This is a genomic window from Pedococcus sp. P1_H8 (assembly GCF_056405175.1).
In genome coordinates, this window is record NZ_JBFUCP010000012.1 from 34,846 (window position 1) to 58,408 (window position 23,563).

Here is a 23,563-nt window from a genome sequence, read left to right on the forward strand (position 1 = left end):
GCAGGCCGGCACTTCTGCGCTGCCAGCGCCGTTCCCGCAGGTCAGGGGACATGTCGGTGCAGTCGGCTACGTGCGCGTGCCGTCCGTGCCGGATCCGTTGACCAAGCCGGTCTCGTAGGCGTAGATCACGGCTTGCACCCGGTCACGCAGGCCGAGCTTCATGAGCACTCGCCCGACATGGGTCTTGACCGTCGTCTCGGAGACGAACAGCTCCTCCGCGACCTCGGCATTCGTGAGCCCCCGCGCGAGCAACGACAGCGTCTCCAGCTCACGCGGCGTCAGTGACGTAAGTCGATCCTTCGCCTCACCCTCGACCGCCCGGGGCCTCGCGAGGTACGACTCGATCATCCGACGCGTCACCGTGGGAGCCAGCAGTGACTCGCCCGAGTGCACCGCCCTGATCCCCGCGACCAGCAGCTCCGGCTGCACGTCCTTGAGCAGGAAGCCGCTCGCCCCTGCCTGCAGCGCCTCGTACACGTAGCCGTCCATGTCGAAGGTCGTGAGCATGACCACGCGCGTCTGGGCCGCACCGTCCGCCAGGAGCCGCCGCGTCGCCGCGATGCCGTCGACCCCGGGCATCCGCACGTCCATGAGCACCACGTCCGGGCGCAGCGCCGCGACTTGAGCGACGGCCTGTTCACCGTCGGCGGCCTCCCCGACGACGTGGATGTCGGGCTCGATCTCCAGGATCATCCGGAACCCCGCCCGCACGAGCGCCTGGTCGTCGACGATCAGGACGCCGATCACGCCGACTCCAGTGGCAGGGTGGCGACGAGCTCGAAACCGCCCTCCGGCCGCACTCGAGCCACGAGCGAACCCCCATACACCGCAACGCGTTCCCGCATCCCGAGCAGACCGCTGCCGGCCTCGGCCGGGGGAGCTGTGCTGGACGCCGGCTGCCCGTCGTCGCGCACCGCGAGCTCGATCCGCTCCGCGCCGTAGTCGATGGCCACCGCCGCGCGGCGAGGGTTCCGCGCGTGCCGCAGCGTGTTGGTCAGCCCCTCCTGCACGAGCCGGTATGCCGTGAGGTCCAGTCCCGGTGCCAGGGCCTTCACCGCGCCGGTCACCTCGAGGTCGACCGGCAGCCCGGCGGTGCGGAACTTCTCCGCGAGCCGGTCCAGCTGGTCCAGACCCGGGGGTGGCTCCAGCTGCGTCTCGTCTCCCGACTGCCGAAGGACGCCGACCATCCGGCGCATCTCGGCGAGGGCTTCCCGGCCCACTGCCTCAACGGTTTCCAGTGCTTGCCGCTCCGCAGCCTGGTCGGGGGTGAGGCGACGACGCACGGCTGAGGCCTGGACCGTCATCACGCTGACACTGTGCCCGATGACGTCGTGCAGCTCGCGCGCGATGCGATTGCGTTCCTCGGCCACGGCCTGCGAGGCCCGCTGCTGACGGTTGACGCGCCGCTGCTCGGTGTTGAGGACCGTGAGCCGCACGAGCGCGCCGACCAGCCACGCGATGACCGAGGGGCCCAGCCAGATCAGCGTGAGCAGGTGCTCAGTCAGGGTGGCGCCCTCGCTGGTCGGGTCCAGACTCGACCAGGACAGCCAGAACGCCGCCGCCAGGACCAGTCCCCACCAGGCCCGGCGCGACGGCAGTTGTCGGCCGACGGTGTACGAGGCGATCACCATGGGCAGCATCACGCCGTTGCCCTCGGGAGCGCCGAACACCGCGAACTCCACGGTGCTCGCGACAAGGATTCCCCCTTGGCACGCAAGGGGGTTCACCCGGCGACCCGCGAGGACGACGGCCGTCACGGCATACAGGAGGGCTTGGGCCCACAGCGGTCCCTGGCGGTGGGTCGAGGTGACCCCCCACCACGCCTCGAGCTGCCCGAGGACGCCGACCACCGCCGCGACGGCGATGTCGAACGCCCAGTTCCTGCGCGTCACGAACCGAAGGTACGCCCGCGGGGACGACTTCACGTCCTCCTTGCGGAGGATGCGCGAATCCTGCTGTCGGACACCGCGATTTCGTGCCCTGGCAGGACGACGCGGTGGGCCCGGGTTCCTACCGTCGTTGAGGGCGACACCACCACGGTGTCAACACCACCAAGGGGAGGAACCATGAACACCATTCCACGCAGCGCCGGCATCGGGCTGCTGGTCTATGCGGTCGGCACCACCGCTGCCTTTGTCGGCGCCGGCGGTCCGGGGGGCGACTACGAGCCGGATATCGTCGCGGGCTACGTCGACCCGAGCCACTACGCGACTTCGCTAGCCTTCTGGTACCTCGGGGCCCTCGCGGCCCTCGGGCTGCTCGCGTTCGGCCACGGTCTGCGCCGGCTGGGCGGTGTCGTGGGGGAGACAGCGTGGGGGCTCTCGGTGGCCGGCGCAGCGATCAGCGTGGTCGGCGCGTTCGTCGGAGGCGGCCTCGTCGTGGCTCTCGCGGAGGGAGGCGCGGCGGTCCAGCAGGGCGTGCCGCACCCGGTCGTCTACACGATCAGCGAGATCGGCAACCTGCTGTCCCTCTGTGGACCGGCGTTCTTCACCGGCGTCGTGGCGATCCTGCTGGCGGCTCGCGCCGGACTGCCGCGCTGGTTGAGCACCTTCTCCGTCGTGGCCGGCATCTGCGGGATCCTGCTGCCGTTCTACTTCACGATCCCGGTCTACCTCGTCTGGACGCTGGTGTTCGGCGGGCGGCTGGTGGCGAAGGGGTCCCGTCGTGGCGAGCGTGCAGGCGCGGTCCTGACCGAGTCCCTCGTCTGAGCCAGGGGGCGCACGAGGTGAGGTATGCCGGGTGGTCACCACCCGGCATACCTCACTGTTGTCGTCTTGAAATATTGCCCGCTGCTGTTGCCAGCGAGCCCAAGGCTTGGTCGACTGGACCTCGTGGGTCACGCCCACCCGGGGAGTGGCCCTCGGACGGAGGTTCTTCATGAGCAGTGTGGTCGAAACGGTCCCGGACGACGCAGACGCAGACGCCGGCGACCTGGAGGCAGGCGTGCACGCGCGGGTTGTGGTCCCCGCACCGGTCGAGCAGGTCTGGCAGCACCTGATCAGTGCAGCCGGCACCGAAGCCCTCTTTGGCGAGGGCGCCCGCATCGGCAACAAGGGCGAGCCGTGGCACGCGGCTGACGGGTCGTACGGCGTCGTACGCAGCTTCCATCCCGTCGAACAGGTGCGGGTCACCTGGCACCCCCACGAGGACGGGCCGCTGAGCATGCTCGACGTCCGGCTCCGACCCGAGGGCGACGGGACGAAGGTCGAGGTCTTCCACGAAGGACGCGGCATCGCCGGCGACCCTCGCGCGGACCTGCAGCACTGGGACGACGCGCTCGGCCGACTGGCAGGTGGCCTCCAGGCCTGAGGGCCCGCCAGCGGCTGAGCGAGCTCGGCGCCGGGCCGCTCCACAGCGATGCCCGCGCAGGGCGAGTCAGCCAGCGCGGGACAACGCACGGGGAAGGTATGCCGCCAACTCCGCTGCTGCGGCCTGCTGCGCCTTCACGGCGGCGGGGCTGCCACTGAATCCGTGGAAGTGAACCACCACGCGTCCGGAGCTGAAGACCAGTTCGCGGCTGCGAGTGGGGTGGGAGAAGGCTCGGTACTTGACCTGCCACGAGAGCGTCGCGCCACCGTCGCCGATGGCGTTGGGGGTCAGTGCCGTGATCTTCGCGGGGGACGGGTAGGTATTCGGCCTGTCGGTCCAGGTCTTGGGGCAGCTCGAGAGGCGTGCCTTCAGCTCGACAACCTTCGCTTTGGCCTCGGAAGGCGAGTCGAACACCTGGATCGTCGCCTCGCCGACGTCGGTGCCTGCCTCGGCGCCTGGTGCTGGCGGCGTCGAGATCGAGACGGTTGCTGAACCGGTCGCGAGGTCAGGATCCTTTGCCGTGGGGCACGGCTGGTTGATGACGTTTCCCCGACGCCGTCACCCAACGCTTGGCCGCGAACTGCGCCGCCAGCATGAAGGTCCCGATGCGATCGGTGACGGTGGGTGCCGACAGCCCCTTGGCCGCGGCGACCGTATCCGTGAGGCAGGACGTGACCGTCGCGCGTGGCGTCCCCTGGTGCGGCCCCTTCGCCTCGCAGACGATGAAGACGTTGCCCACGCGGGCGTACGCGTCGACCTGGTGGCGCTCGGCGGCTGGAGCTTTGGGTTCCTCGATCTGCATCAGCGCGATGGCGTCGGCCGTGACGGTGGTGGGCAGCTTGGTGCGGACGGTGCCTTTCGGGCCCGGGCAGGAGGACCAGATCTTGATGAGCTCGTCGATCTCGGCGATCCTGTCCGGCCCATCGAGCACGGCCGTGCCCACTGCGGTGTGATCGAGCTTGGTGGCGGCGGACAAGCCTGTGGTCGCGTTGTTTGGCGCGGAGGTCACGCTGACCCAGCCCTGTCCGGGCGGCGCCTCGTACGGGCTGTCGTGCTTGCAGAAGTTCGAGCCCTTCAGTGCGTTCTCCGGCGGCGTGGCGACACTCTGGTCTGCGTGTCGCTGGCCGACCAGGGCGATGGCCCTCGCCTGCTCCACGGTGAGGTGCACCGGGGCGGGGCTGGTCACGGCCGCAGACGTCAGCGGCCCTTGCTGTTGGGGCCGCGTGGGCGAGCCGCCGTCGTGGCGCTCCTGGTCGCCGGGGCTGGAGCAGGCCGACAGCAGGCAGAGGAGGACGACGGCGGTGGCTCCACGGAGCGCAGGTGTTCCGGTCATGAGAGTGAGTCTCTGGGATGCGGCGAGGGAGCCCAGCAACTTATCCACAGGGGTCGGTGCACGGGGTGAAAGTCGCGGGGTCCTCTTGCGGGTCTCCGGTAGGTGACCGTCCTGTGGATGATGCTGGGCCAGTTGTCCTCTGTTTGCATAGACTCGCGTGCGATCGAGTAGCGGGGGGCTACTGAAGGGGAGATCGAGCGTGAGTTCTGTGCGTGCGTATGCCGTGTGCGGACTTGTCGTACTGCTGGGCTTGGTGGGTTGCTCGGGTGGGGACAACCCGCCGCCGAGCAGCTCGACGACGTCCAGCAATTCAACGATGAGCTCACCAGCGCCCAGCACGACCACCACGAGCGGACCAGCCGACGGCTACCCGGCGGCGGCCCGGGCGCAAACAGTCGAGGGCGGCCAAGCCTTTGTCGAGTACTACTACGCGACCCTCAACAAGGTCCTCCAGGAACCGAAGGTCGGCGTTATTGCAGGCATTGCCGCCCCCTCATGTGTCTTCTGTCAACGAAACGAACAATCGGTCAAGGACCTTGTCGCCGGCGGAGGTAGGTACTCATCCCCTCCGCTGGCCCTCAAAGGCCTGGGCAAGTTGGATGGCGCGCCCAAGGGGCAGCTCTATTTCCAGGCGACATCTTCGCAGCTGGGAGCATGGGTGGTCGATCGGGACGGCAAGAGGGTGCATCAGGATGAGGTTTCGTCGCTGCCTGTGAGCATCGCAATTGTCTGGGTCGACAGTTCCTGGAAGCTCTATGGGGCGGACAAAGCATGATTCGGCGCATTGCCCTTTGCCTGCTGGGCGTCCTGCTGTTTTCGCTGGCCCCTCCACACGCGGCGTGGGCAGCGTGCCCGCCGTCATGCGACGGCACAAACGGCGAGTACACCGAGTCCGGCGCGAGTGTTCACACGCTTGGTCCCTCCTACATGAGGCAACTCCAGGCGAAGGCTGGCCGGGTCGGTCTCCCGGGGGAGAAGGGGCCCTTCTTTGTGTACGCGTCGACGGGGCTGTGCGGTGGCGCTCGGCCGGACAACGACACCGACGACGCGTGTGGTGCGGACGCTCGTTGCGAAAGGAACACGCCTGCCCAGGGTCAGGGTCCGCCCTTGGCCGTCTGGGAAGCCCGGATCGACAAGAGCGGCGCGCCCGTCGACAAGCAGGACCAACCCATCGCTGCTCCGGACTGGCAGCGACTGGGGGTGACCTGCTTGCCCGAGCTGATTCCGGGCGTCCAGCCGCGCCTCACGATGGCGCAGATCAGGGCGGCCTTCCACGACACCGACTTCGCGCTCGCCACCGTCAACATCCAGCCCGAAGGCAATGTCACGCTGGTGACGCTGCCGACCTACTTCGAACTGCGGTGGCCGTCCAAGGGTTACCAGCCCGACGAGGTGGACGCAGTGGATCCGGCGCGGATGGCCGGCTTCCGGGTCGACATCCGCCCCCGACTCAAGGCCGTGGTCTACGTCTACGGGGATGGCACGAGCGAGCGCACGAACTCCCTGGGTGGCCCGTACCCGAGCGGCGACATCCGTCACGAGTACGCCAAAGGCGGCAGCTACCAGGTGCGAGCCGACGTCACGTACGCCGGGCAGTATCGGGTGAACGGCGGCACCTGGATCACGATCCCGGGTGACGTCACGATCCAGGGCACCCCCGAGACCCTGACCGTGAAGACGGCCAAGGCGAGGCTCTACTCCCGCTGAAGGCAGTCATGCCGCCGGACTTGTTGCGCACAGATCGTCACCGACCCCCGGGTTTCGGGGTCCCGTGACCACCAGGAGGCAACAAGTCACGCGCGCATGGGACTTGTTGCGCACAGATCGTCACCGACCGCCGGTTTGGGGGGTCTGGTGACGACCAGGAGGCAACAAGTGCCGCGCCCACCCGAGCGGCTGAGGCCCTGGGAAGTGCAGGAGGTGCCAGACCCCTAGGCCAGGTCGTGCTCCGACGCGTAGACGCCTGCGGCGGTTCGCGACGTGACCCCGATCTTGGTGAAGATGTTGCTGAGGTGGCGCTGCACGGTCTTCTGGCTGAGGAACAGAACAGACGCGATCTGCGGGTTGCTCCGCCCCTGTGCGACCAGGCGCAGCACCTCGACCTCTCGAGCGGTGAGCCCGTCCGGCAGGTCGTGGGCCAACAGCCGTTCGACCTCGTGCTGGGACGGCCTGGCTCCGAGTTCCACGAACGCCCGCTGAGCCACGGTCAGCTCCGACTGGGCCGAGTCCTCGTCGCCGAGCGCCCTGTAGGCCAGGCCGATCCGCACCCTGGCCCGTGCTGCCTCGAACCGGCCACCTCGGTCGATCCAGATCTTCCAGGCCCGACGCAGGGGACCCAGCGCTCCCGCGGCGTCGCCGGCGTCGAGCGCGACGATGCCCACGGCATACGCGGCACGGGCCGAGAGGCCATCGCACGCGAAGCTGTCGGCGGTCTCCCGCAGCTCCTCGGCGGCCACCCGGGCAGCGTCACTGTCGCCGTCCGCGAGCAGCACCTCGATCGCTGCTGGCAGGAGCTGCGCGCGGGTGACGGGGTCGTGCGCCTCGTTCATCAGCCGTCGCATCGACGCCGCTGCTGCTGCGGTGCGACCCCGGGCCAGCCACAGCAGGGAGAGGCCCGGCTGGGCCTCGTGCCCATGGGTGCGTGCCTGGGCGAAGGCCGCCTCGGCAGCGGCGTACTCGCCCTGGATCCGCTGGATCTCTCCCTGTTCGTACAGCGCCAGCCCGGTGGCCGGCGGCGATCCGTTCGCGGCATACCGCTCACGAGCGCGGGCGAGCTCGGTCAGGGCCAGCGGGAAGTCACCATGTGCACGCAGGACCTGGGCTCGGTGCACTGCGCACTGCCCGGTGAAGGGCACCAGGTCGGGCTGCGCGTCACACCAGCGCGACAGCACCCCTGTCCACTCGGTGATCCTCCCGTAGTCGGCAACCTCCTGGCAGGCCTCGATCATCAGGCACAGGATCTCGCCCGTGAGGATCGGCGAGACCTCGCCGCCGGTGACGCCCAGCATGGCCTCGTCGAGCAGCGTCAGCCCTTCGGGAACCCGGCCCGCATAGAGCAGCAGCCGACCGCTACTGGCCATCCCGAACGCCACGAGATCCGGTTCACCCCAACGCTGCCCGATCTCCAGGAGCTGGGTGGCGACCTCGAGCGCCTCCGCGAAGCGACCTGCGTAGACCAGCGGAATCATCTCGTGGATGCGCAGGTAGCCCCGCTCCACGCAGTCCTCGGGCTGGTCCGCCAGCAGGCGTGCTCCGCGGGACACCCAGCCGGCGCCGACCGCCGGGCTGCCGTTGGCGCTGAAGACGTACCCGAGCCAGTGCGCGTCGCGGGCGGCAGCCAGAGCCTCCCCGGCCTCGACGTGCTGGTGGAAGGAGCCCTCCAGCGCAGCGGTTGTCGTGTCCCGGTCACCCACCATGTAGGCGGCCACCGCCAGCAGCCCGAGGTCGGCAGGGGAGAGATGGCCGGTGTCGAAGGCGCTCAGCCGGTCGTACGCCGTGCCCCAGGCCCGGCGCGCATAGGCCTCCCGGCCCTCGACGACACCTGTGTCGATGCTCATCGCACCCTCCTCCTCGGAGAATACGCGCGCTGCCCTGCCCAAGACCTCGCCCACGAGGCTGATGCGACGTCGCCGATGGCGAGGTCCCGCAGTCCCCGTTCCGCACCGGGGCAGGTCTGGTGACTTGGGTCGGGAGGCGGCGCCTGTGCTGGTCAGGAGGCCACGGACTGGCCGGCGGATCGGGCGTGGCGCCGCTCCTGGCCGATCCGGGCGGTGGCGCTGCTGGCGATGCGGGTGGCGACGTGCTTGGCGTCCCGGCCGGCACCGTAGATCAACATCGAGGAGGCGGCGTACTGGAACTGGAGGCCGCAGAAGTACAGCCCCGCGACTCCTTCTGGCACCCCACGGAGCTCCCGCGGCCATCCTTCCTCGTCGAGGACGGGCAGTTCCATCCAGTCGAACCCCTGCCGGAACCCCGTGCACCACACCACGGTTCGCGCGTCGACGACGCGCCCGTCGTCGAGCAGTGGCAGGCCATCCTTGGCGCCGACCACCCGACCGGGCACCCAGTCCACCCCGCGCTCGGCGAGGTCCCTTTGTTGGATGCGCAGTCGCGGCCCACCATGGCGGAAGTGTTCCTTGGCCTTGCGGCCCAACGGGTTTGACCGCGTGAGCACGTTGCGGAAGACGAAGAGCATGGTCGGGAAGACCACCTTGAACAGGGGTGAGCTGAACGGCACCGGGATCTGACCGGTGTCCGGCCCTGCCAGCACGGTGGCGCGGCCGGCCGCCACCTCATAGGCGATGTCGCACCCTGAGTGGGCGGCGCCGACGACCAGAACCCGGCCCTCGGGGAGCTGCGCGGCGCGACGGTACTGACTGGAGTGCAGCTGCCGGATCGACGGGTCGAGCTGGTCGGCAAAACTCGGCACGTGGGGCGTCCGCCCGAAGGTGCCGGTGGCCACCACGACGTGGTCGGCGTGGATCTGCCCTCCGGCCGTCGTGACCACGTAGCCAGCCGACCCGACCAGGGCGTCGGGCAGGGTGGGCAGTGGCGACACCTTCTCCACACGGGTGTCGAGCCGCACCGGCAGCCGGAAGCGCGCGGCATACTCCTCGAGGTAGTCGGCGAACTCGTCCTTGGTCGGGAAGGCCCACCGCGGCGCCGGGAAGGCCATCCCCGGAAGGCCGTCGGCCCACGCCGGGCTGAACAGCCGCAGGCTGTCCCACTGCTGACGCCAGCCGTCGCCCACCCGGGAGGCCGCGTCGAGGACGACGCAGGGGCGGCCCAACCGTTGGAGGTGGTGGGCGGTGGCGAGGCCGGCCTGACCGGCCCCGATGATCACTGTCTCGATGTGTTCGGTGCGCATGGCTCGCTCCCGGGGGATGTGACGGACGAGGTCGTCATCGCGGTCCGGTAGCGCAGGCTCCAGAAGAGCATCAGGCCCGAGGTGACGATGTAGAAGGTGTGCAACATCCAGATCGGGCCCGGCGGCAGGTGGAAGACGTACAGCGAGTAGACGAGGTTGCCGACGTTGGCCAGGACGAGGTTGCTGCGGCTGTAGGACCTGAGGTCCTTGCTGCGGGCAGCCTTCCCCAGCATCGGCAACGCGCTGGCCGCGAAGACGACCGTGGCGATGGTGCCCGCTGCGAGGGGAAGGGAGCTGTTCATGCCCTCGACGCTAGGGAGAGCGGGCTGTGCTCCTCGTCGGGCGGTTCGCCCATTCGCCCCGCGCCTTCGCTGACCCGATCCACCCACTGACGGGTATGCCGCGTGCCCACCAGTGCGGGCACCTCACCTCAGCCGCGAGGCATCACCGATGGTCGCACCACGCGGACCGAGAAGGCGGTGAGTCCGATCCGCAGCGACGCGGTGTGAGCCAGGTGGCGGCACACGAGGATCGTCACCACGGCTGGGACCGCCCCGGAGACCAGCAGGCCGGTGCGCGGACCGAGGTGTTCGGCCAGCAACCCCACGACGGGACCACCGAGTGCTCCGCTGCCGATGAACACCAGCATGTAGAGGCCGACGATCCGTCCGCGCAGGTGGTCGGCGGTGGCGAGCTGGACCAGCGACTGGGCCGAGGTGAGGAAGCCCAGGTTGGCAGCGCCGACGAGCACGAGCAGGAGGGTGAAGGAGAGCTGGTCGGGTGCTGCAGCGGCGAGCAGCATCGCCATCGCCAGGGCCCAGGCGGCCAGGCCCACGGTCCGCAGGCGCAGCGGCTTGCTGCGCCGCGCGGTGGTGAGGGCGCCGGCGAGGGCGCCGACGGCCACGACCCCGTTGAGCAGGCCCAGACCGCTCGCCCCCGAGTGGAACTCCTCCTTGGCGAAGGCGGCCAGCGTGACGGGCAGGCTGATCGTGAAGAAGCCGAACGCCCCGACCATCACGACCGGCCACAGGACCGTCGGCGTGCGCAGCGCGTAGTCGAGACCCTCGCGGATGCCCGGCGAGGCAGCGGCGGGAGTTTCGATGGACACCGCCTGGCTGCGGCCTGTTCCGCGCATGAGCAGGAGGGCAGTGACCGGCGCCGCAAAGGTGAGCGAGTTGGCCGCGAAGGCGTAGCCCGCACCCACGCTGCTCATGAGCACGCCACCGATGACGGGACCCGCCATCGCGCCGATCTGGAACGTGCAGGACACCAGGCTGATCGCGTTGGGCAGCTGCGGGCCCTCGACGACCTCCGACACGAAGGACTGTCGCACGGGGTTGTCGACGGCCGTCACGACGCCGAGGACGCCGGCGAGGAGGAAGACCTGCCACACCTCGATGCGCCCGCTCAGCGTCAGGAGCGCAAGTGCTGCCGCAGTCAGGGACATCGACACCTGGGTGGCGAGCAGGATGCCGCGCTTGGGGAAGCGGTCGGCGAGCAGCCCGCCGTGCAGGCCCAGAGCCAGGGTCGGGAGGAACTGGCAGGCGGTGGTGATGCCGACCGCTGTGGGGCTGTCGGTGAGCGTCAGGACCAGCCAGTCCTGGGCGATGCGCTGGATCCACCCGCCAGTCCCCGAGATCAGCAGGCCGGTCAGCAACAGCCGGAAGTTGCGATTCGCGAGCGAGGGGAAGGTGCGTGAAACATGTTGGGGGAGTGTGGGATCGGAGAGGTGGACTGTGTTGGCAGCGGTGGAGCTCATGGATCGTCCTGGACGGTTTCGTGTCTGGGTTGGTTGCGTTCACCTCCAGTGTGCGCGCCGTGGGAGTCCGGTCGCGGCATTCTGAGACAGAATGAGTAATATAAGTGTCATTGCGTTCTGCAATGACTGCCAGTTCGTCGGGGTCATGGCGCCGGCGCCGCCCCGCGCCGCACTGCGTCGCCCCATGTCGCCCACAGGAGTTGTCGTGTACGAACCAGAACTGCTGCGCACCTTCCTCGCCGTGACCCAGGCGTTGAGCTTCACGCGGGCCGCCGAGGCCCTCGGAATCCGTCAGCCCACGGTCAGCCAGCACGTGCGCCGCCTCGAGGAGGCCGTCGGGCGGCCGCTGTTCGTCCGGGACACCCGCAGTGTCGCGCTCACCTCGGACGGCGAGGCGATGGCCGGCTTCGCCCGCGAGATCCTGGCCGCGCAGGAGCGCGCCGTCGGCTACTTCACCGGCTCGCACCTCGCCGGTCGGCTGCGCTTCGGGGTGACCGACGACCTCGCCCTCACACCCCTGCCGCGGATCCTGCGGGACTTCCGTCAGCTCTATCCGCGGATCGACCTCGAGCTGACCGTCCTGCAGAACGAGGGGCTGCTGAGGCGCATCGAGTCAGGTCACCTCGACGTCGCCTTCGTCAAGCGCAACGCAGGCACCTCGACCCTGGCCCGCGGACAGCTCGTGCGCCGCGACCAGCTCGTGTGGGCGGGAGTCGACGGCGCGCGGGTGGACCCCGAGCAACCGGTCCCCCTCGTCGTCTACCAGGCGCCCAGCCTCAGCCGGGCGATCAGCGTCCAGGCGCTCGAACGCGTCGGCCGCCGCAGCCGGATCACCTGCACCGTCCGTGGCGTCAACGGAGTGCTGGCCGCCGTCCGGGCGGGCCTGGGCATCTCCGTCATGGCGCGCACCCTCATGCCGCCTGACCTGGTCGAGCTCCCCACCTCCAGCGGCCTGCCGAAGCTGCCGCACCTCGACCTCATGCTGCTCACCAACCGCCAGGCCCCTGCCGAGGCGGCCAAGGCACTCACCTCGGCCATCCTGGCCAGTGGCGCCCCGCGGGGTCCCGTCACCAGCGGCTGACAGCAGCGTGAGGGCGTTCTCTACAGCGTGCGGAGCTCGCCGTTCATCGTCCCCATCAGGTGGATCGCCCGGAGCCGGCTGAGCAGCAGCTCGGCCCGCACCTCGACCCGTGCGCTGTGCTGGACCGCCGCCGCACCTGTGCACACCCGGTGGGCACCGTCGGCAAGCGTGCCACCGCAGCGGCACCACGCGGCATACGCATCGGCGGTGTCGCGACCAGAGGCAACGGGGAAGTTCTTCACGAGAAGGGACGCTAGGAGTCCGCGACCAGGACCAGTCACCCAATCCGACCGACCCCCTCCGTTCGTCCGAGGCGAAGCTGACCGAAGGAGGTGCCACCTCCACGACGTTCGGTATGCCGCGTGGTCGGCCGAGCTCCCGGGTCGCCCGCCGGTGGCCCGACGCCGGGGCGTACTGTGAACGCGACGATGGTGGCGAAACCCGACCGGGTGATGCCGAGTCCGTCGCGATGGGCGATGACCACGGTGATGAAGCAGGCAGGCGCGCAGGGAGCTGTCTCGGGACTCCCGGAGCGACCACTGTCCTCCTCCGGTCGGGCGCTGCTCGCAGAGCTGCACGCGGCCATGACGTCCGCGCAGGCGGAGGTTGCCGCGCATCGGCGTCCGCCCTCGGACGCCAACCTGCTCACGATCGCGCGCGGCCACCTCGTGTCGGCGATGACCGCCTACGAGGAGGCGCTGACCTCGCTCCACCTGCCGGTGCCCCCACGGCTTCGCGACGACCTGCGCCTGTTGCGTCGCGTGGTCCGCCGCTGACTCGGGCTGGGGATAACTTCGGGGAGGGGCCGCGGTTTCGGGCAGCATTCGTGGCATGAGCTACGAAGACCTGCCACGCGACCTGCGCACGATTCCGTTGACGGACACCACGATTCAGGCCGACGTGGTCGACCTGATCCTCGGCATCGAGGAGCGCCGCAACGGCGCCCTGGCCCTGATGGTGTGCGACGGGGCGGATCGGGGAGTGCAGCCGGTCGTCCTGTCCGACGTGCCATCCGAAGCGCCCCCCGCCGACGTGCGCAGCCTGCTGGACCTGCTGCTGCCGATGGTCGGTGAGACCGACGGGGCGATTCTCGTCGCTCGCGGCCGCCGCCGTGGCGTCACGCCGACCGACAACGACCGCGCCTGGCACCAGGAGACCATCGAGGCCTGTGCACGGCACCGGGTGCGGCTGCTGGGCTTCTACCTCGCGTCGCCCGACGGCGTCGAGGCTCTGCCGCCACCACTGCGCCACGCGTCCTGACCTGACCAATCCAACGGCCGAGCGTCGGAGTCCGCTCTAGGCTGCGGGCATGTACGAGTACAAGGTGGTCCAGGTCCGCGAAGGGCTGATCGGCGGCAAGATGAGCGCCGACAAGCTGGAGAAGGTCCTCAACGAGTGGGCCGAGAAGGGCTGGCAGGCGAAGTCCGTCACGGCGGTGGAGGTCAAGGGACGCATCGGACCGGGCGGCACCGAAGGGGTGCTCGTCACGTTCGAGCGTCAGAAGGCCTGAGCCTCCTCTCAGCCTGAGTCCTCAGCCTGAGTCCTCAGCCTGAGTCATCAATACTGGGCGCGGGCCACCTTCTGGAGCCGCGGCCACTCGCCGTCGATGCTGAGCTCGCGTCCGATGTCCAGCATGGTCGCGCCGAACAATGCTCCCGTCGAGATGAACGCCGGGTGCACGTGGCCGAACACCTCGAGCGTGACCGTGCCGTAGAGCCGTGACCACGAGCGCTCGAACATCCAGATCATGCCCGGCGTCGGACCGCCCAGCGGATCCGTCACCTCGGGGGGCTTGATCTCGCTGCGGAGCACCTCGAGCAGGTCTGGGTCGAGGTCGGAGTCGGACGGGATGTGGAACTGGTATTTGACCCACAGCCGCCCGAAGATCTCGCTGAAGAACGCCCCGAACATCTTCACGCCCGACTCCTCGGGCAGGCACGCGTCCAGGGACGTGATCACCTGCGGCTCCTGGGCCGCGGCCTCGTCGAGCGCAATGGACGTCGACGAGGCGAAGACGAGCTGGAACTCGTTGCGGTTGGTCAGCGCCCACTTCCGGAACGCCGCCGACGAGGCGACGATCTGCGCTGCCGGGTCGTCCGGCTCCTGCTGGTCCCTGGCGGTTGTCATGGCCGCCACCACGTCCTCGAAGATCGACCGCGCCACCCGCACCATCAGCTCGGCGTGGCTGTCGACGTAGCGGTAGAGCGCCGGGGGAGTCAGGCCCATCTCCTGGGCGACGGCCCGCACCGAGACGTCCTCGCCGTCGCGGAGCAGCTGTCGCGCGACGTCGACGATCTCGTCGAACGTGGCCTGCCGCTGGCGTTCTCGCCGGGTCGGAACCGCCGTCATCTGTCTCCCTGCTTCCTCGTGCACGAACTGGGGTGAGAGCTGTTTCGAAGAGTTAACCATGAACGCTTGACAACTTAGTTTACACCCATCACTGTTACTGCTGTAAACATCAGTGATGCGGGGTTGCGAGGGAGTGGTTCGGATGCACAGGTGGGGTCAGTTCGTGGCACGAAGGTCTTGGTTGGTCCTCCTCGGCGGGATAGCCGTGGTCCTGGCCGCCGCGGCCTACGGGATAGGGGTGTTCGGGAGTCTCTCCAACGGCGGGTTCGACGACCCCGCCAGCGACTCGGCCAAGGAGCTCGTCCTCGAGCAGGCGACCTTCCCGGGGCGGGAGACCGACCTCGTGGTCGTCTACTCCAGCCCGACCCTGCGGGTGGAGGACCCGGCGTTCCAGCGCGCGGTGACCGACACGGTGACCGCGCTGCCCCAGAGCGATGTCGCCGGGGCGGTGACCTACTACGGCACGAAGTCGCCCGGACTGGTCAGCAGTGACGGGCACGCCACGCGGGTCATCGTCACGCTCGCCGGCTCCAGCCAGGACGCCAAGAGCGACAACTGGGAAGCCGTCAAGGATGACCTCGACGCCCCGGGACTGAGCACCAGCGTGGGGGGCCGCTGGGCGGTCTTCGGCGACGTCAACGACCAGGTCTCCAAGGACATCGCCCGCGCCGAGTCGATCTCGCTGCCGATCGTCTTCCTCCTCAGCCTGCTGATCTTCGGCAGCCTCGTCTCGGCCCTCATGCCCACCCTGGTCGGCGGGATCGCCGTGATGGGCGCCTTCGCGGTCGTGCGCCTCATCACGGGAGTCACCGACGTCTCGATCTTCTCGATCAACGTCATCACCCTGCTCGGCATGGGTCTGGCGATCGACTACGCGCTCTTCGTCGTGAGCCGTTTCCGGGAGGAGCTGGCCCACCAGCCGGACACGTCCAGGGACAGCGTCCGCGCCGCCGTCGTCCGCACAATGGCCACCGCCGGTCGCACCGTGCTCTTCTCCGGCCTGATCGTCGCCGCGTCGCTCGCCTCGCTTCTGCTGTTCCCCCAGAACTTCCTGCGCTCCATGGGCTATGGCGGCATGGCCGCCGTGCTGGTCGCCATGCTGGCGGCACTGACGGTGCTGCCGGCCCTGCTGGGTGTGCTCGGGCCGCGCATCGAGTTCGGCCGTATGCCGTGGCGCCGCGGCTCGCGTGCGCACGTCGCCGATGCGCGCACCCCGGACGAGGTGCACGGCTCCGACCACGAAGTGGTGCACGGCACGTGGGCCAGGGTCGCGCACAGCGTGATGCGCCGCCCCGTCGCCTACCTCGTGGCCATCGTGATCAGTCTGCTCGCGCTGGGCAGCCCGTTCCTGGGGGCGCAGTGGGGCAGCGTCGACGAGCGCGTGCTGCCGGTGAGCTCGCCCAGCCGCCAGGCCGCGGACCTGCAGGCGGACCTCTTCGGTGGCGAGACCTCCACGGCGTCGATCATGCTGCGCGGAGCGGACGAGGCGGCCACCTCGGCCTACCTGACCAGCCTGAAGGCGGTTGACGGGGTCACCCAGGCGCAAGCCGTGGCGACCAGGTCCGTGGACGGCCAACAGCTCACCCTGGTGCAGGCGACCTGGCTGGGGAACTCCCAGACCGCAGGCAGCCAGGACGTGCTCAAGGGCATCCGGGCCGTCGACCCGCCGACTGGCGCCACCGCCCTGGTCGGCGGACCGACCGCCGACGCGGTGGACCTCATCGACTCGATCGGCAGCCACCTGCCGTGGATGGCGCTCATGGTGGCGGCCGTCATGCTCGTGCTGCTGTTCGTCGCCTTCGGTTCGGTCGTGCTGCCCCTCAAGGCCATCGTGATGAACGGCGTGTCCATCGTCGCGTCCTTCGGCGTGGTCACGTGGATCTTCCAGGAAGGTCACCTGGCGGGGCTGCTCGGCTTCACCTCGCCCGGCTACCTCGACGTGACGCAGCCCATCCTGATGCTCGCGATCCTGTTCGGGCTGTCGATGGACTACGAGGTCTTCCTGCTGAGCCGGGTGCGTGAGGAGTGGGACCGCACGGGTGACAACACCCGGGCCGTCGCGGCCGGCGTGCAGCGGTCCGGGCGGATCATCACCAGCGCCGCCCTGCTGCTGGCCGTCGTCATCGGTGGCTTCGCGACCAGCGGGATCGTCTTCCTCAAGATGATCGGAGTGGGCATGCTCGTCGCCGTCCTGCTCGACGCCACGGTCGTGCGGGCCCTGCTGGTGCCCGCGACGATGCGGCTGCTGGGCAGGGCGAACTGGTACGCGCCCGGTCCCCTGGCGCGGTGGTGGGAGCGGCACGGACACCGCGAGGAGCCGGCCCATCCGACGACGCTCTCCGTGCCCGCCCGCGAACTGGCAGCCGCACCCTGACCCCGGCGGTACGGCATACCGTGCCCAAGGCTCCCGTGCCCACGGAAGCCTTGGGCACGGCGCTGCGGCCCCGCGTGCTGGTGGTCCGGCGGGCCGGTCCGCAGTGTCCGTTTCGCCCGAATCTGGACTTGGGCCGAACGGCTGAGGGGACTGCGCGCGCGGGCCCGCAATACTGGAACTGTGCTGGGGACCGACTTCGCGCGCACTCTGCGCGCCGCCCAAGCCGGCGAAGAGGAAGCCTTCGCCCGGCTCTGGCGTGATGCCAACCCGGCCATGATCCGCTACCTGCGGGTGGTCGGGCACGACGATCCCTACGACGAGGCGTGCGAGGGCTGGATCACCGTCGTGCGCGGTCTGCCGGGGTTTGCCGGGGACGAGCTCGCCTGGCGTGTCTGGTTGCTCGCCTGTGCCCGCCAGCGGGCGGAGGAGAGCTCGCTCCGGCGCGCCTGGGGCTCGGTCACCGTCCTGCCCGGGATCCAGGTCGACGGCGACGGCGAGATCGACATCGACGAACTGCTGGACTCTGACGAAGGAGGCAACCCGGTGCACCGCGGGATCAACGACACCCTGACGGCGTTGCGCGGGCTGCCCCTCGGACAGGGCGAAGTGGTCGTGCTGCGCTGGGGCGCCGGCCTGCCGCCCGGTGCGGTGGCCGACGTCATCGGTGTGGACGAGGCGAACATCGCACGGGCCGAAACGCGGGCCCTGGAGCGGCTGGGCACCGATGTCGACCTGCTCACGTGGTCGTTGGCCGCCCCCGCCACGCCGGCGGAGCTCGCTGACGAACACATCGCGGTGAGTGCCTTCCGCAAGATCCCCTCCAGCGCACGCCGGTCGCCCGGGGTCAAGGTCATCGCCATCGGCCTCGGCTCCGCGGGCGCCGCGACCGCGTCGGCGGCCAGTCGGTCGCGGACCGCGATCCTCACCGCGACAGCCCTGTCCGTGTCGGCGATGTCGTTGGGCGGCCTCGGTGCAGCCGCCTACGTCGGAGTGCTGCCGGACCAGGTCCAGCAGGTCCTGCACGACGCTGTCGGGGCCCCCGCACCCGAGGCCCGCGGCAACGGTACGTCGCAGGACGGGAGCAACCCCGCGACGCGACCGACGGAGGGCGTCGGGCCCCATGCTGCCGGCAGCCCGGCGGCCGGTCTGTGCAGGGCGTGGGCCACGGACAAGGCCAAGGGCACGGCCCGAGACCAATCGGTCGCCTTCCGCAACCTGTCCGGCACAGCCGGTGGGGCAGAACGGGTGGAGGCGTACTGCGCCGGGGTGCTCGCCCCCAAGCCCACCAAGGGTGCACCGGCGCCGACCGCGCACGTCACTCCGACCGGCAAGCCCTCGCACCCGACGAAGCCGCCGACCACCCGGACGCCGGCTCCGGACTCGCAGGCCCCTGCGGCTCCCGACTCCAGCTCCACGAAGCCGGTGGCGCCGTCCGCGCAGGGCAAGTCCGCCAAGGCGGGCACCTCGGCCACCGACCCGAGTGACACGGGCACGACCAGCGAGAGCAAGGCGCCGAACCCGCGGTCGTCCGGCAAGGGCGGCAAGGCCGGCGGCTAGCCGTTCTGACCGGCGAACGACGACGTCGGGTGCTCGCGTAGGCTTCCCGCCGTGCTCTTCCCGCTGACCGTCGTCGTGCTCATGGCAGCGGTGTGCCTGATGGCCGTCGCCGCCTGGTATGCCGCGCGCAGCCGCCTCGTCGACGACCGCCTCCTGCTCGTGGCGGGGGTGACGGAGCTGGGCCTGCTCGTGCAGCTGGTGGTCTGCCTCGTCCGCCTCGGGCGGGTGCCCGGTGGCGGCGCCGAACAGGCGACGTTCGCGGCCTACGCGATCACCCTGCCCTTCGTGCCGCCGGCAGCACTGTTCCTGGCGCTGAAGGAGAAGACTCGCTGGGCCATGGGGGTCGTCGCCGTCGGTGCCTTCGGCGTCGCGGTCATGACCGCGCGCCTCCAACAGATCTGGAACCTCCGTGGCTGAGACCCCGTCAGTGCGTTCGACCCGATCGGGACCGGGCGTGGTCCTCGTCGCCGTGTACGGCCTGCTCGCCCTCGCGGCCACCGGTCGTTCGGTGCTGCAGATCTCCGAATACTTCTCGAGGGCACCGCTGGCCTATGTCCTGTCGGCGCTCGCGGCGGTCATCTACGTCGTGGCGACGGTCGCGCTGGCCCGCGGTGACCAGACCTCACGCCGGGTCGCGCTGGTGGCCATCAGCGTCGAGCTGGCGGGGGTGCTCGTCGTGGGCTTGGCGTCCTACCTGGCCACGGAAGCCTTCCCCGACAAGACGGTGTGGTCGCACTTCGGGTCCGGCTACGGCTTCGTGCCGCTGGTCCTGCCCGTGCTCGGGCTGCTCTGGCTGCGGCGCACGCGTCCCCGCTGAGAACTGGTCAGGGGGCTAGGCGCTGGGCTCGTCGATGGGCTCGAGGACGAAGACGGGGATCAGCCGGTCGGTCTTGACCTGGTAGTCGGCGTAGGGCGGGAACGCCTCCACACACCGCGGCCACCACTCCTCGCGCTCGGCGCCTTCGAGCTCACGGGCCCGCACCGTCCAGGTGCGCTCGTCGTCCTGCAGGTCAAGGACCGGGTTCTTCCGGAGGTTGGCGTACCACTTCGGGTGCTCGGGGGCGCCGCCCTTGCTCGCCACCGCGGCATACACACCGTCGTGCTCGACGCGCATCAACGGCACCTTCCGCACCTTGCCGGAGAGGCCGAGCATGGTCAGCATCACGACCGGTCGGCCCTGGATGTCGACCGCGCGGGTCGTCCCCGTGGTCTCGATCTTCTCGACCTGGCTGCGAACCCACGCGGTGGGACTGGCGACGTACTCACCCAGAATGGTCATGGTCCATCACAACACGAACCGGCAGATTCCGGGTGGGCGGGCCCAGCGCCCGGGCGGCTGTGGACAACCTCCGGAGACCTCGCGGGACCGACCTACCCTCGAATCATGACCCGGATCGAGGTGGACCCCGACGCCGTCCTGGCCCTGGCCGATGCCCTCAGGGAGGTGGCAGCGGACCTCCAGTGGCAGGCGCTGCGCGGCTCCGAGCAGACCTGGGCGTTGGGCCCCGGCGACAGCGCGGGGGCGCTCGCCTCCGTGCTCGGCGACTTCGAGCACCAACGCCAGTCACTCGGACGCGAGCTCGAGGACCTGGCCGCCGCGACCGCTCTCGCCGGGCGGTTGTACGCCGAGGTCGAGAGCGGGAGCGCAGCCGCCTTCCCGGGCGGTGGCGGATGACGATCCTGCGGCCGCTTCCCGGCGATCCCGGCACGGTGCGTGCGCTGGCCGACCGACTGGCAGGGCAGGGCGAGCTGCTGCTGGCCCTGGCGGGCACGCTGCGGGGCCTCGGCGACCCGAGCAGGGCCACCTGGTCGGGTCCCGGGGGTGCCGCCTTCGCCGCTCGATCTCGCACGGCGTCCTCGCTACTCGTCTCGGTCGGACGTCGCTACGCGGTCTCCGCGGTGGCCCTGCGTCCGCTCGGCGCGGCGCTGTCGCAGGCGCAGCACGACGCCTCCTGGGCGGTGACGACGCACGCGGAGGCTTGGCAGCTCGCCGTCACCCTCGGCAACCGGCGGGTGGCGGCGCAGGAGAGCGCCGACCTAGCGCAGCGCGTCGTCGCCGCAGACCTGCACCGCAAGGAGATCGAGCAGCTCGAGCTCGTCCAGCTCGCCGAACGCCGCCACGCGGCGGCCTGGGAGCGGTTCGCCGAGGCGGACCGCCGGTGCGCCACCGTGCTGCACCGGCTCGTCCAGGACGGGCTCGACGACTCACGGCTCTACGACTCCCTGACCGGACTGAGTCGCGCGGCCGGTGCCCTGGGGAGCGCGACGGGAGCCGTGGCCATGGCTCCCACGCCGCCGGCCAAGGCGCTGGGCGTGGTCGCCGAGGTCTGCGACGGCCTCGAGGTGACAGCAGACGTCCTGGTCAAGGTCGGCTACGGCGACGGGGACTGGGGCGACATCGCCCTGGGCGCCGCGACGTCGGCCACCGGCCCGGCGTCCGCGGTGCTCAAGCGGGGCGCGCTGGCGACGAACCCCGCGGCTCTCGTCGGCCGCACGAGGACAGCGCGACGCCTGCTGCGCCATGACACCGCCCAACGGCTCCGGCTCGCGACGGCCGAGGAGCTGCGTCGCGCCGGTCGAGCCGACCCCAAGCCCGGCGGCCGCATGTTCCGCGCCACCCGCTCACCGGGCTCGCCGACCGCGACGGCGCACTGGGCGGCCGAGCAGGTCAGGGAACGCGCACGAGTCCTGGTGCGCAACAAGTGGCTCGACGACCTCGCCCTGGTCACCGGTGACCCCGCCCGCTCACGGACGATGTTCGTGACCGGCCTTGCCGCCGAGGCGACCACGGCCGGTCTGGGGGCGGTCGGCACCGGGCGCGACCTGTACCTCCGGCATGAGACGGACGAGGCGATGCAGGCGCGCGACGCCTCCGCCGCGCGTGGCCCCGCCCCGGACCCCGACAACCGCCCCGGCGGCCGCTGACTCAGGCCGCCCGTGGCCACCAGGACGCTGCGTCCGCGATGAGAGATGGGTATGCCGCCCGCTCACCTCCGCGGCGTAGCCTCGGGCCAGGTCATGAGTGCCAGCGACATGCCCCGGCTCGCTGGCCGGCAACCCTCCTCCGCGGTGGGGTGCCCCGGGTGAAGACCTGGCGGGCGGCGCCGTTGCCGTCCGCAAGCGCGGGAGACCCACCACGTGTCCCGCACCGTTCCGGCGGTGGCGTCAGTGATCACAAGACCTTGGGGATGACGGACCTTCCCTTCACGGGCTCCTCGACCACCCACTCCGCCGGCGACGGGCCCCCGAGCCGCGTCACGCGGCATACGAGAGTGAAGGACACCGAGATGAGTTCCACCAACTGGTCGTTCGAGACCCGCCAGGTCCACGTCGGACAAGAGCCGGATTCCGCGACAGGCGCTCGCGCGCTGCCGATCTACCAGACGACGTCATACGTCTTCAAGGACACCGAGCACGCGGCAAACCTGTTTGCCCTCAAGGAGTTCGGCAACATCTACACGCGCATCATGAACCCGACCCAGGACGCCGTCGAGCAGCGCGTCGCGTCGCTCGAGGGCGGCGTCGGGGCGCTGCTCGTCGCCTCGGGCCAGGCTGCCGAGACCCTGGCCATCCTCAACATCGCCGAGGCGGGGGACCACGTCGTGGCGAGCCCGAGCCTGTACGGCGGCACCTTCAACCTGCTCAAGCACACCCTCCCCAAGTTCGGGATCGAGGTGGGCTTCGTCGAGGACCCGAACGACCTGGAGTCGTGGAGGGCAGCCGTCCGGCCCAACACCAAGCTGTTCTTCGGCGAGACCATCTCCAACCCGAAGTCGGAGGTGCTCGACATCGAGGGAGTCGCGGCCGTCGCCCACGAGGCCGGTGTGCCGCTCGTCGTGGACAACACGATCGCCACGCCCTACCTCATCCGCCCGCTGGAGTGGGGCGCCGACATCGTCCTGCACTCCGCCACCAAGTACCTCGGTGGTCACGGCACCTCGATCGCCGGGGTGATCGTCGACGGAGGGACGTTCGACTTCGGGGCCGACCCGGAGAAGTTCCCCAACTACAACACGCCCGAGGAGAGCTACCACGGGCTGGTGTTCGCGCGGGACCTCGGCGTGGGGAGTGCCCTCGGCGCCAACCTGGCGTTCATCCTCAAGGCGCGCGTCCAGCTGCTCCGCGACCTGGGGCCGGCGATCTCACCGTTCAACGCGTTCCTCATCGCCCAGGGCATCGAGACGCTGAGCCTGCGCATCGAGCGGCACCTGGAGAACACCCACAAGGTGGCCGCGTTCCTGCAGGCGCACGAGCAGGTCGAGCAGGTCGTCTGGGCGTCACTGCCCGACCACGAGTCCCACGAGAAGGCGACCAAGTACACGCCACGGGGCGCTGGGGCGGTGCTGGCGTTCGAGATCGCCGGGGGTGTCGAAGCGGGACGCCGGTTCGTCGAGTCACTGGTCCTGCACAGCCACGTCGCCAACATCGGTGACGTGCGTTCGCTCGCGATCCACCCGGCCTCCACGACTCACTCGCAGGGTCCGGACGGCGACCGTCTGAAGGCAGGGGTGACGCCCGGGCTGGTGCGCCTCGCCGTGGGCATCGAGCACATCGACGACATCCTCGCCGACCTCGAGCAGGGGTTCATCGCCGCCAAGAGCGCCTGAGGTGACTGGCCGAGCTGACTGGCTGACACCTGCGTCGGAGCGAACCCGTCGGATGCAGGTGTCAGTCGGCGGCCGCGGGAGGATACTGGGGCCATGGCTTCGCATCCGGGGCCCGTGACGCTTCACCTGCACGTCCACCCGGTCCACCTTCCGCACCAGGTCCCGCGGCTCGCCCTCGCCGTGGCCCTGACCCTCCTTGCCCTCATCCTGCTGCTGGTGACCGTCTCGGGTGGCGGGGCGATCCTAGCTCCCGACCAGCTGCCGAACCCGCGCAACCTGACCACGCTGGTGCGCTGAGCGGACCCAGGGGTGAGTCTGGCTCACCCG

Annotated in this window: 27 protein-coding genes and 1 riboswitch; of the genes, 16 read left to right on the forward strand and 11 right to left on the reverse strand. The window is 70.2% G+C overall.

Annotated features, from left to right (window positions below):
* Nucleotides 1–66: 66 nt before the first annotated feature.
* Both AC1DYG_RS16650 and AC1DYG_RS16655 read right to left on the reverse strand, forming a co-directional pair.
* Entirely contained in the window at nucleotides 67–747 is a 681-nt protein-coding gene (locus tag AC1DYG_RS16650) for a response regulator (protein ID WP_477640987.1), read from the reverse strand.
* Nucleotides 744–1,892: a sensor histidine kinase gene (locus AC1DYG_RS16655; RefSeq protein WP_477640988.1), complete on the reverse strand. Its 1,149-nt coding sequence runs from the start codon at nucleotides 1,890–1,892 to the stop codon at nucleotides 744–746. Before AC1DYG_RS16655 ends, AC1DYG_RS16650 begins: the two co-directional genes overlap by 4 nt.
* A gap of 174 nt (nucleotides 1,893–2,066) precedes the next feature.
* Between AC1DYG_RS16655 and AC1DYG_RS16660 the strand changes: the two genes are divergently transcribed.
* Nucleotides 2,067–2,708, forward strand: a complete 642-nt coding sequence (locus AC1DYG_RS16660; RefSeq protein ID WP_477640989.1) for a hypothetical protein — start codon at nucleotides 2,067–2,069, stop codon at nucleotides 2,706–2,708.
* Between the two features lie 169 nt (nucleotides 2,709–2,877).
* The gene (locus tag AC1DYG_RS16665) at nucleotides 2,878–3,309 is read left to right on the forward strand and encodes an SRPBCC family protein (protein ID WP_477640990.1); all 432 of its coding nucleotides are present in this window, start codon (nucleotides 2,878–2,880) and stop codon (nucleotides 3,307–3,309) included.
* A gap of 66 nt (nucleotides 3,310–3,375) precedes the next feature.
* Here the strand turns inward: AC1DYG_RS16665 and AC1DYG_RS16670 are convergent, their stop codons facing one another.
* Together AC1DYG_RS16670 and AC1DYG_RS16675 are read right to left on the reverse strand one after the other, a co-directional pair.
* Complete coding sequence (locus AC1DYG_RS16670; RefSeq protein WP_477640991.1) at nucleotides 3,376–3,723, reverse strand: hypothetical protein; 348 nt, start codon at nucleotides 3,721–3,723, stop codon at nucleotides 3,376–3,378.
* A 91-nt stretch (nucleotides 3,724–3,814) separates the two neighbouring features.
* On the reverse strand, nucleotides 3,815–4,642 hold the full coding sequence (locus AC1DYG_RS16675) for a hypothetical protein (protein WP_477640992.1): 828 nt from the start codon (nucleotides 4,640–4,642) through the stop codon (nucleotides 3,815–3,817).
* A 316-nt stretch (nucleotides 4,643–4,958) separates the two neighbouring features.
* On the opposite strand from AC1DYG_RS16675, the gene AC1DYG_RS16680 reads away from it, so the two are divergent.
* Both AC1DYG_RS16680 and AC1DYG_RS16685 read left to right on the forward strand, forming a co-directional pair.
* Nucleotides 4,959–5,417, forward strand: coding sequence for a DUF6318 family protein (locus AC1DYG_RS16680; RefSeq protein ID WP_477640993.1), 459 nt, complete (start codon nucleotides 4,959–4,961; stop codon nucleotides 5,415–5,417).
* A gap of 332 nt (nucleotides 5,418–5,749) precedes the next feature.
* Nucleotides 5,750–6,349: a hypothetical protein gene (locus AC1DYG_RS16685; RefSeq protein WP_477640994.1), complete on the forward strand. Its 600-nt coding sequence runs from the start codon at nucleotides 5,750–5,752 to the stop codon at nucleotides 6,347–6,349.
* Nucleotides 6,350–6,573: 224 nt separating this feature from the next.
* Here AC1DYG_RS16685 and AC1DYG_RS16690 read toward each other — a convergent pair whose 3' ends face one another.
* The 4 genes from AC1DYG_RS16690 to AC1DYG_RS16705 form a co-directional block, all read right to left on the reverse strand.
* A complete protein-coding gene (locus AC1DYG_RS16690) occupies nucleotides 6,574–8,199 on the reverse strand; it encodes a LuxR C-terminal-related transcriptional regulator (protein WP_477640995.1) in 1,626 nt (541 codons plus the stop codon).
* A 152-nt stretch (nucleotides 8,200–8,351) separates the two neighbouring features.
* The gene (locus tag AC1DYG_RS16695; RefSeq protein WP_477640996.1) at nucleotides 8,352–9,509 is read right to left on the reverse strand and encodes a flavin-containing monooxygenase; all 1,158 of its coding nucleotides are present in this window, start codon (nucleotides 9,507–9,509) and stop codon (nucleotides 8,352–8,354) included.
* Nucleotides 9,482–9,811: a hypothetical protein gene (locus AC1DYG_RS16700; RefSeq protein ID WP_477640997.1), complete on the reverse strand. Its 330-nt coding sequence runs from the start codon at nucleotides 9,809–9,811 to the stop codon at nucleotides 9,482–9,484. Before AC1DYG_RS16700 ends, AC1DYG_RS16695 begins: the two co-directional genes overlap by 28 nt.
* A gap of 128 nt (nucleotides 9,812–9,939) precedes the next feature.
* Nucleotides 9,940–11,268 carry an MFS transporter gene (locus AC1DYG_RS16705; protein WP_477640998.1) on the reverse strand — a complete coding sequence of 443 codons (1,329 nt, stop codon included), beginning with the start codon at nucleotides 11,266–11,268 and terminating at the stop codon, nucleotides 9,940–9,942.
* A gap of 205 nt (nucleotides 11,269–11,473) precedes the next feature.
* On the opposite strand from AC1DYG_RS16705, the gene AC1DYG_RS16710 reads away from it, so the two are divergent.
* Entirely contained in the window at nucleotides 11,474–12,349 is an 876-nt protein-coding gene (locus AC1DYG_RS16710; RefSeq protein WP_477640999.1) for a LysR substrate-binding domain-containing protein, read from the forward strand.
* A 20-nt stretch (nucleotides 12,350–12,369) separates the two neighbouring features.
* Here the strand turns inward: AC1DYG_RS16710 and AC1DYG_RS16715 are convergent, their stop codons facing one another.
* On the reverse strand, nucleotides 12,370–12,591 hold the full coding sequence (locus AC1DYG_RS16715; RefSeq protein WP_477641000.1) for a hypothetical protein: 222 nt from the start codon (nucleotides 12,589–12,591) through the stop codon (nucleotides 12,370–12,372).
* Between the two features lie 234 nt (nucleotides 12,592–12,825).
* Here AC1DYG_RS16715 and AC1DYG_RS16720 point away from each other — a divergent pair, with 234 nt between their 5' ends.
* The 3 genes from AC1DYG_RS16720 to AC1DYG_RS16730 are packed head-to-tail and all read left to right on the forward strand — an operon-like array spanning nucleotide 12,826 to nucleotide 13,859.
* Nucleotides 12,826–13,125, forward strand: a complete 300-nt coding sequence (locus tag AC1DYG_RS16720; RefSeq protein ID WP_477641001.1) for a hypothetical protein — start codon at nucleotides 12,826–12,828, stop codon at nucleotides 13,123–13,125.
* Between the two features lie 55 nt (nucleotides 13,126–13,180).
* Nucleotides 13,181–13,609: a hypothetical protein gene (locus AC1DYG_RS16725; RefSeq protein ID WP_477641002.1), complete on the forward strand. Its 429-nt coding sequence runs from the start codon at nucleotides 13,181–13,183 to the stop codon at nucleotides 13,607–13,609.
* A gap of 49 nt (nucleotides 13,610–13,658) precedes the next feature.
* A complete protein-coding gene (locus tag AC1DYG_RS16730) occupies nucleotides 13,659–13,859 on the forward strand; it encodes a DUF4177 domain-containing protein (protein ID WP_477617823.1) in 201 nt (66 codons plus the stop codon).
* 47 nt (nucleotides 13,860–13,906) lie between these two features.
* On the opposite strand, the gene AC1DYG_RS16735 is transcribed toward AC1DYG_RS16730, so the two are convergent.
* Complete coding sequence (locus AC1DYG_RS16735) at nucleotides 13,907–14,698, reverse strand: TetR/AcrR family transcriptional regulator (RefSeq protein ID WP_477641003.1); 792 nt, start codon at nucleotides 14,696–14,698, stop codon at nucleotides 13,907–13,909.
* Between the two features lie 163 nt (nucleotides 14,699–14,861).
* Between AC1DYG_RS16735 and AC1DYG_RS16740 the strand changes: the two genes are divergently transcribed.
* The 4 genes from AC1DYG_RS16740 (at nucleotide 14,862) to AC1DYG_RS16755 (ending at nucleotide 19,446) form a co-directional block, all read left to right on the forward strand.
* Nucleotides 14,862–17,072, forward strand: a complete 2,211-nt coding sequence (locus AC1DYG_RS16740; protein ID WP_477641004.1) for an MMPL family transporter — start codon at nucleotides 14,862–14,864, stop codon at nucleotides 17,070–17,072.
* A 180-nt stretch (nucleotides 17,073–17,252) separates the two neighbouring features.
* Complete coding sequence (locus tag AC1DYG_RS16745) at nucleotides 17,253–18,629, forward strand: RNA polymerase sigma factor (protein ID WP_477641005.1); 1,377 nt, start codon at nucleotides 17,253–17,255, stop codon at nucleotides 18,627–18,629.
* A 51-nt stretch (nucleotides 18,630–18,680) separates the two neighbouring features.
* Nucleotides 18,681–19,046 carry a hypothetical protein gene (locus AC1DYG_RS16750; RefSeq protein ID WP_477641006.1) on the forward strand — a complete coding sequence of 122 codons (366 nt, stop codon included), beginning with the start codon at nucleotides 18,681–18,683 and terminating at the stop codon, nucleotides 19,044–19,046.
* Complete coding sequence (locus AC1DYG_RS16755) at nucleotides 19,039–19,446, forward strand: hypothetical protein (protein ID WP_477641007.1); 408 nt, start codon at nucleotides 19,039–19,041, stop codon at nucleotides 19,444–19,446. The genes AC1DYG_RS16750 and AC1DYG_RS16755 overlap by 8 nt, the downstream gene beginning before the upstream one ends.
* Before the next feature lie 15 nt (nucleotides 19,447–19,461).
* On the opposite strand, the gene AC1DYG_RS16760 is transcribed toward AC1DYG_RS16755, so the two are convergent.
* Nucleotides 19,462–19,908 carry a nitroreductase family deazaflavin-dependent oxidoreductase gene (locus AC1DYG_RS16760; RefSeq protein WP_477641008.1) on the reverse strand — a complete coding sequence of 149 codons (447 nt, stop codon included), beginning with the start codon at nucleotides 19,906–19,908 and terminating at the stop codon, nucleotides 19,462–19,464.
* Nucleotides 19,909–20,013: 105 nt separating this feature from the next.
* On the opposite strand from AC1DYG_RS16760, the gene AC1DYG_RS16765 reads away from it, so the two are divergent.
* From AC1DYG_RS16765 to AC1DYG_RS16780, 4 genes are all read left to right on the forward strand, one after another.
* Nucleotides 20,014–20,304, forward strand: a complete 291-nt coding sequence (locus AC1DYG_RS16765) for a hypothetical protein (RefSeq protein ID WP_477641009.1) — start codon at nucleotides 20,014–20,016, stop codon at nucleotides 20,302–20,304.
* Complete coding sequence (locus AC1DYG_RS16770) at nucleotides 20,301–21,554, forward strand: hypothetical protein (protein ID WP_477641010.1); 1,254 nt, start codon at nucleotides 20,301–20,303, stop codon at nucleotides 21,552–21,554. Before AC1DYG_RS16765 ends, AC1DYG_RS16770 begins: the two co-directional genes overlap by 4 nt.
* 89 nt (nucleotides 21,555–21,643) lie before the next feature.
* A riboswitch (SAM riboswitch) is annotated at nucleotides 21,644–21,758 on the forward strand.
* Nucleotides 21,759–21,916: 158 nt separating this feature from the next.
* Complete coding sequence (locus tag AC1DYG_RS16775; protein ID WP_477641011.1) at nucleotides 21,917–23,236, forward strand: bifunctional o-acetylhomoserine/o-acetylserine sulfhydrylase; 1,320 nt, start codon at nucleotides 21,917–21,919, stop codon at nucleotides 23,234–23,236.
* 93 nt (nucleotides 23,237–23,329) lie between these two features.
* A complete protein-coding gene (locus AC1DYG_RS16780; RefSeq protein WP_477641012.1) occupies nucleotides 23,330–23,533 on the forward strand; it encodes a hypothetical protein in 204 nt (67 codons plus the stop codon).
* Nucleotides 23,534–23,563: the final 30 nt, after the last annotated feature.

Excerpts from the sequence above, each read along its gene's own strand:
- AC1DYG_RS16730 (WP_477617823.1), top strand. The coding sequence starts at position 13,659 with ATGTACGAGTACAAGGTGGTCCAGGTCCGCGAAGGGCTGATCGGCGGC.
- AC1DYG_RS16700 (WP_477640997.1), bottom strand. The coding sequence starts at position 9,811 with ATGAACAGCTCCCTTCCCCTCGCAGCGGGCACCATCGCCACGGTCGTC.
- AC1DYG_RS16665 (WP_477640990.1), top strand. The coding sequence starts at position 2,878 with ATGAGCAGTGTGGTCGAAACGGTCCCGGACGACGCAGACGCAGACGCC.
- AC1DYG_RS16720 (WP_477641001.1), top strand. The coding sequence starts at position 12,826 with ATGACCACGGTGATGAAGCAGGCAGGCGCGCAGGGAGCTGTCTCGGGA.
- AC1DYG_RS16705 (WP_477640998.1), bottom strand. The coding sequence starts at position 11,268 with ATGAGCTCCACCGCTGCCAACACAGTCCACCTCTCCGATCCCACACTC.
- AC1DYG_RS16695 (WP_477640996.1), bottom strand. The coding sequence starts at position 9,509 with ATGCGCACCGAACACATCGAGACAGTGATCATCGGGGCCGGTCAGGCC.
- AC1DYG_RS16660 (WP_477640989.1), top strand. The coding sequence starts at position 2,067 with ATGAACACCATTCCACGCAGCGCCGGCATCGGGCTGCTGGTCTATGCG.
- AC1DYG_RS16775 (WP_477641011.1), top strand. The coding sequence starts at position 21,917 with ATGAGTTCCACCAACTGGTCGTTCGAGACCCGCCAGGTCCACGTCGGA.
- AC1DYG_RS16725 (WP_477641002.1), top strand. The coding sequence starts at position 13,181 with ATGAGCTACGAAGACCTGCCACGCGACCTGCGCACGATTCCGTTGACG.
- AC1DYG_RS16770 (WP_477641010.1), top strand. The coding sequence starts at position 20,301 with ATGACGATCCTGCGGCCGCTTCCCGGCGATCCCGGCACGGTGCGTGCG.
- AC1DYG_RS16675 (WP_477640992.1), bottom strand. The coding sequence starts at position 4,642 with ATGACCGGAACACCTGCGCTCCGTGGAGCCACCGCCGTCGTCCTCCTC.
- AC1DYG_RS16780 (WP_477641012.1), top strand. The coding sequence starts at position 23,330 with ATGGCTTCGCATCCGGGGCCCGTGACGCTTCACCTGCACGTCCACCCG.
- AC1DYG_RS16765 (WP_477641009.1), top strand. The coding sequence starts at position 20,014 with ATGACCCGGATCGAGGTGGACCCCGACGCCGTCCTGGCCCTGGCCGAT.
- AC1DYG_RS16690 (WP_477640995.1), bottom strand. The coding sequence starts at position 8,199 with ATGAGCATCGACACAGGTGTCGTCGAGGGCCGGGAGGCCTATGCGCGC.
- AC1DYG_RS16680 (WP_477640993.1), top strand. The coding sequence starts at position 4,959 with ATGAGCTCACCAGCGCCCAGCACGACCACCACGAGCGGACCAGCCGAC.
- AC1DYG_RS16760 (WP_477641008.1), bottom strand. The coding sequence starts at position 19,908 with ATGACCATTCTGGGTGAGTACGTCGCCAGTCCCACCGCGTGGGTTCGC.
- AC1DYG_RS16735 (WP_477641003.1), bottom strand. The coding sequence starts at position 14,698 with ATGACGGCGGTTCCGACCCGGCGAGAACGCCAGCGGCAGGCCACGTTC.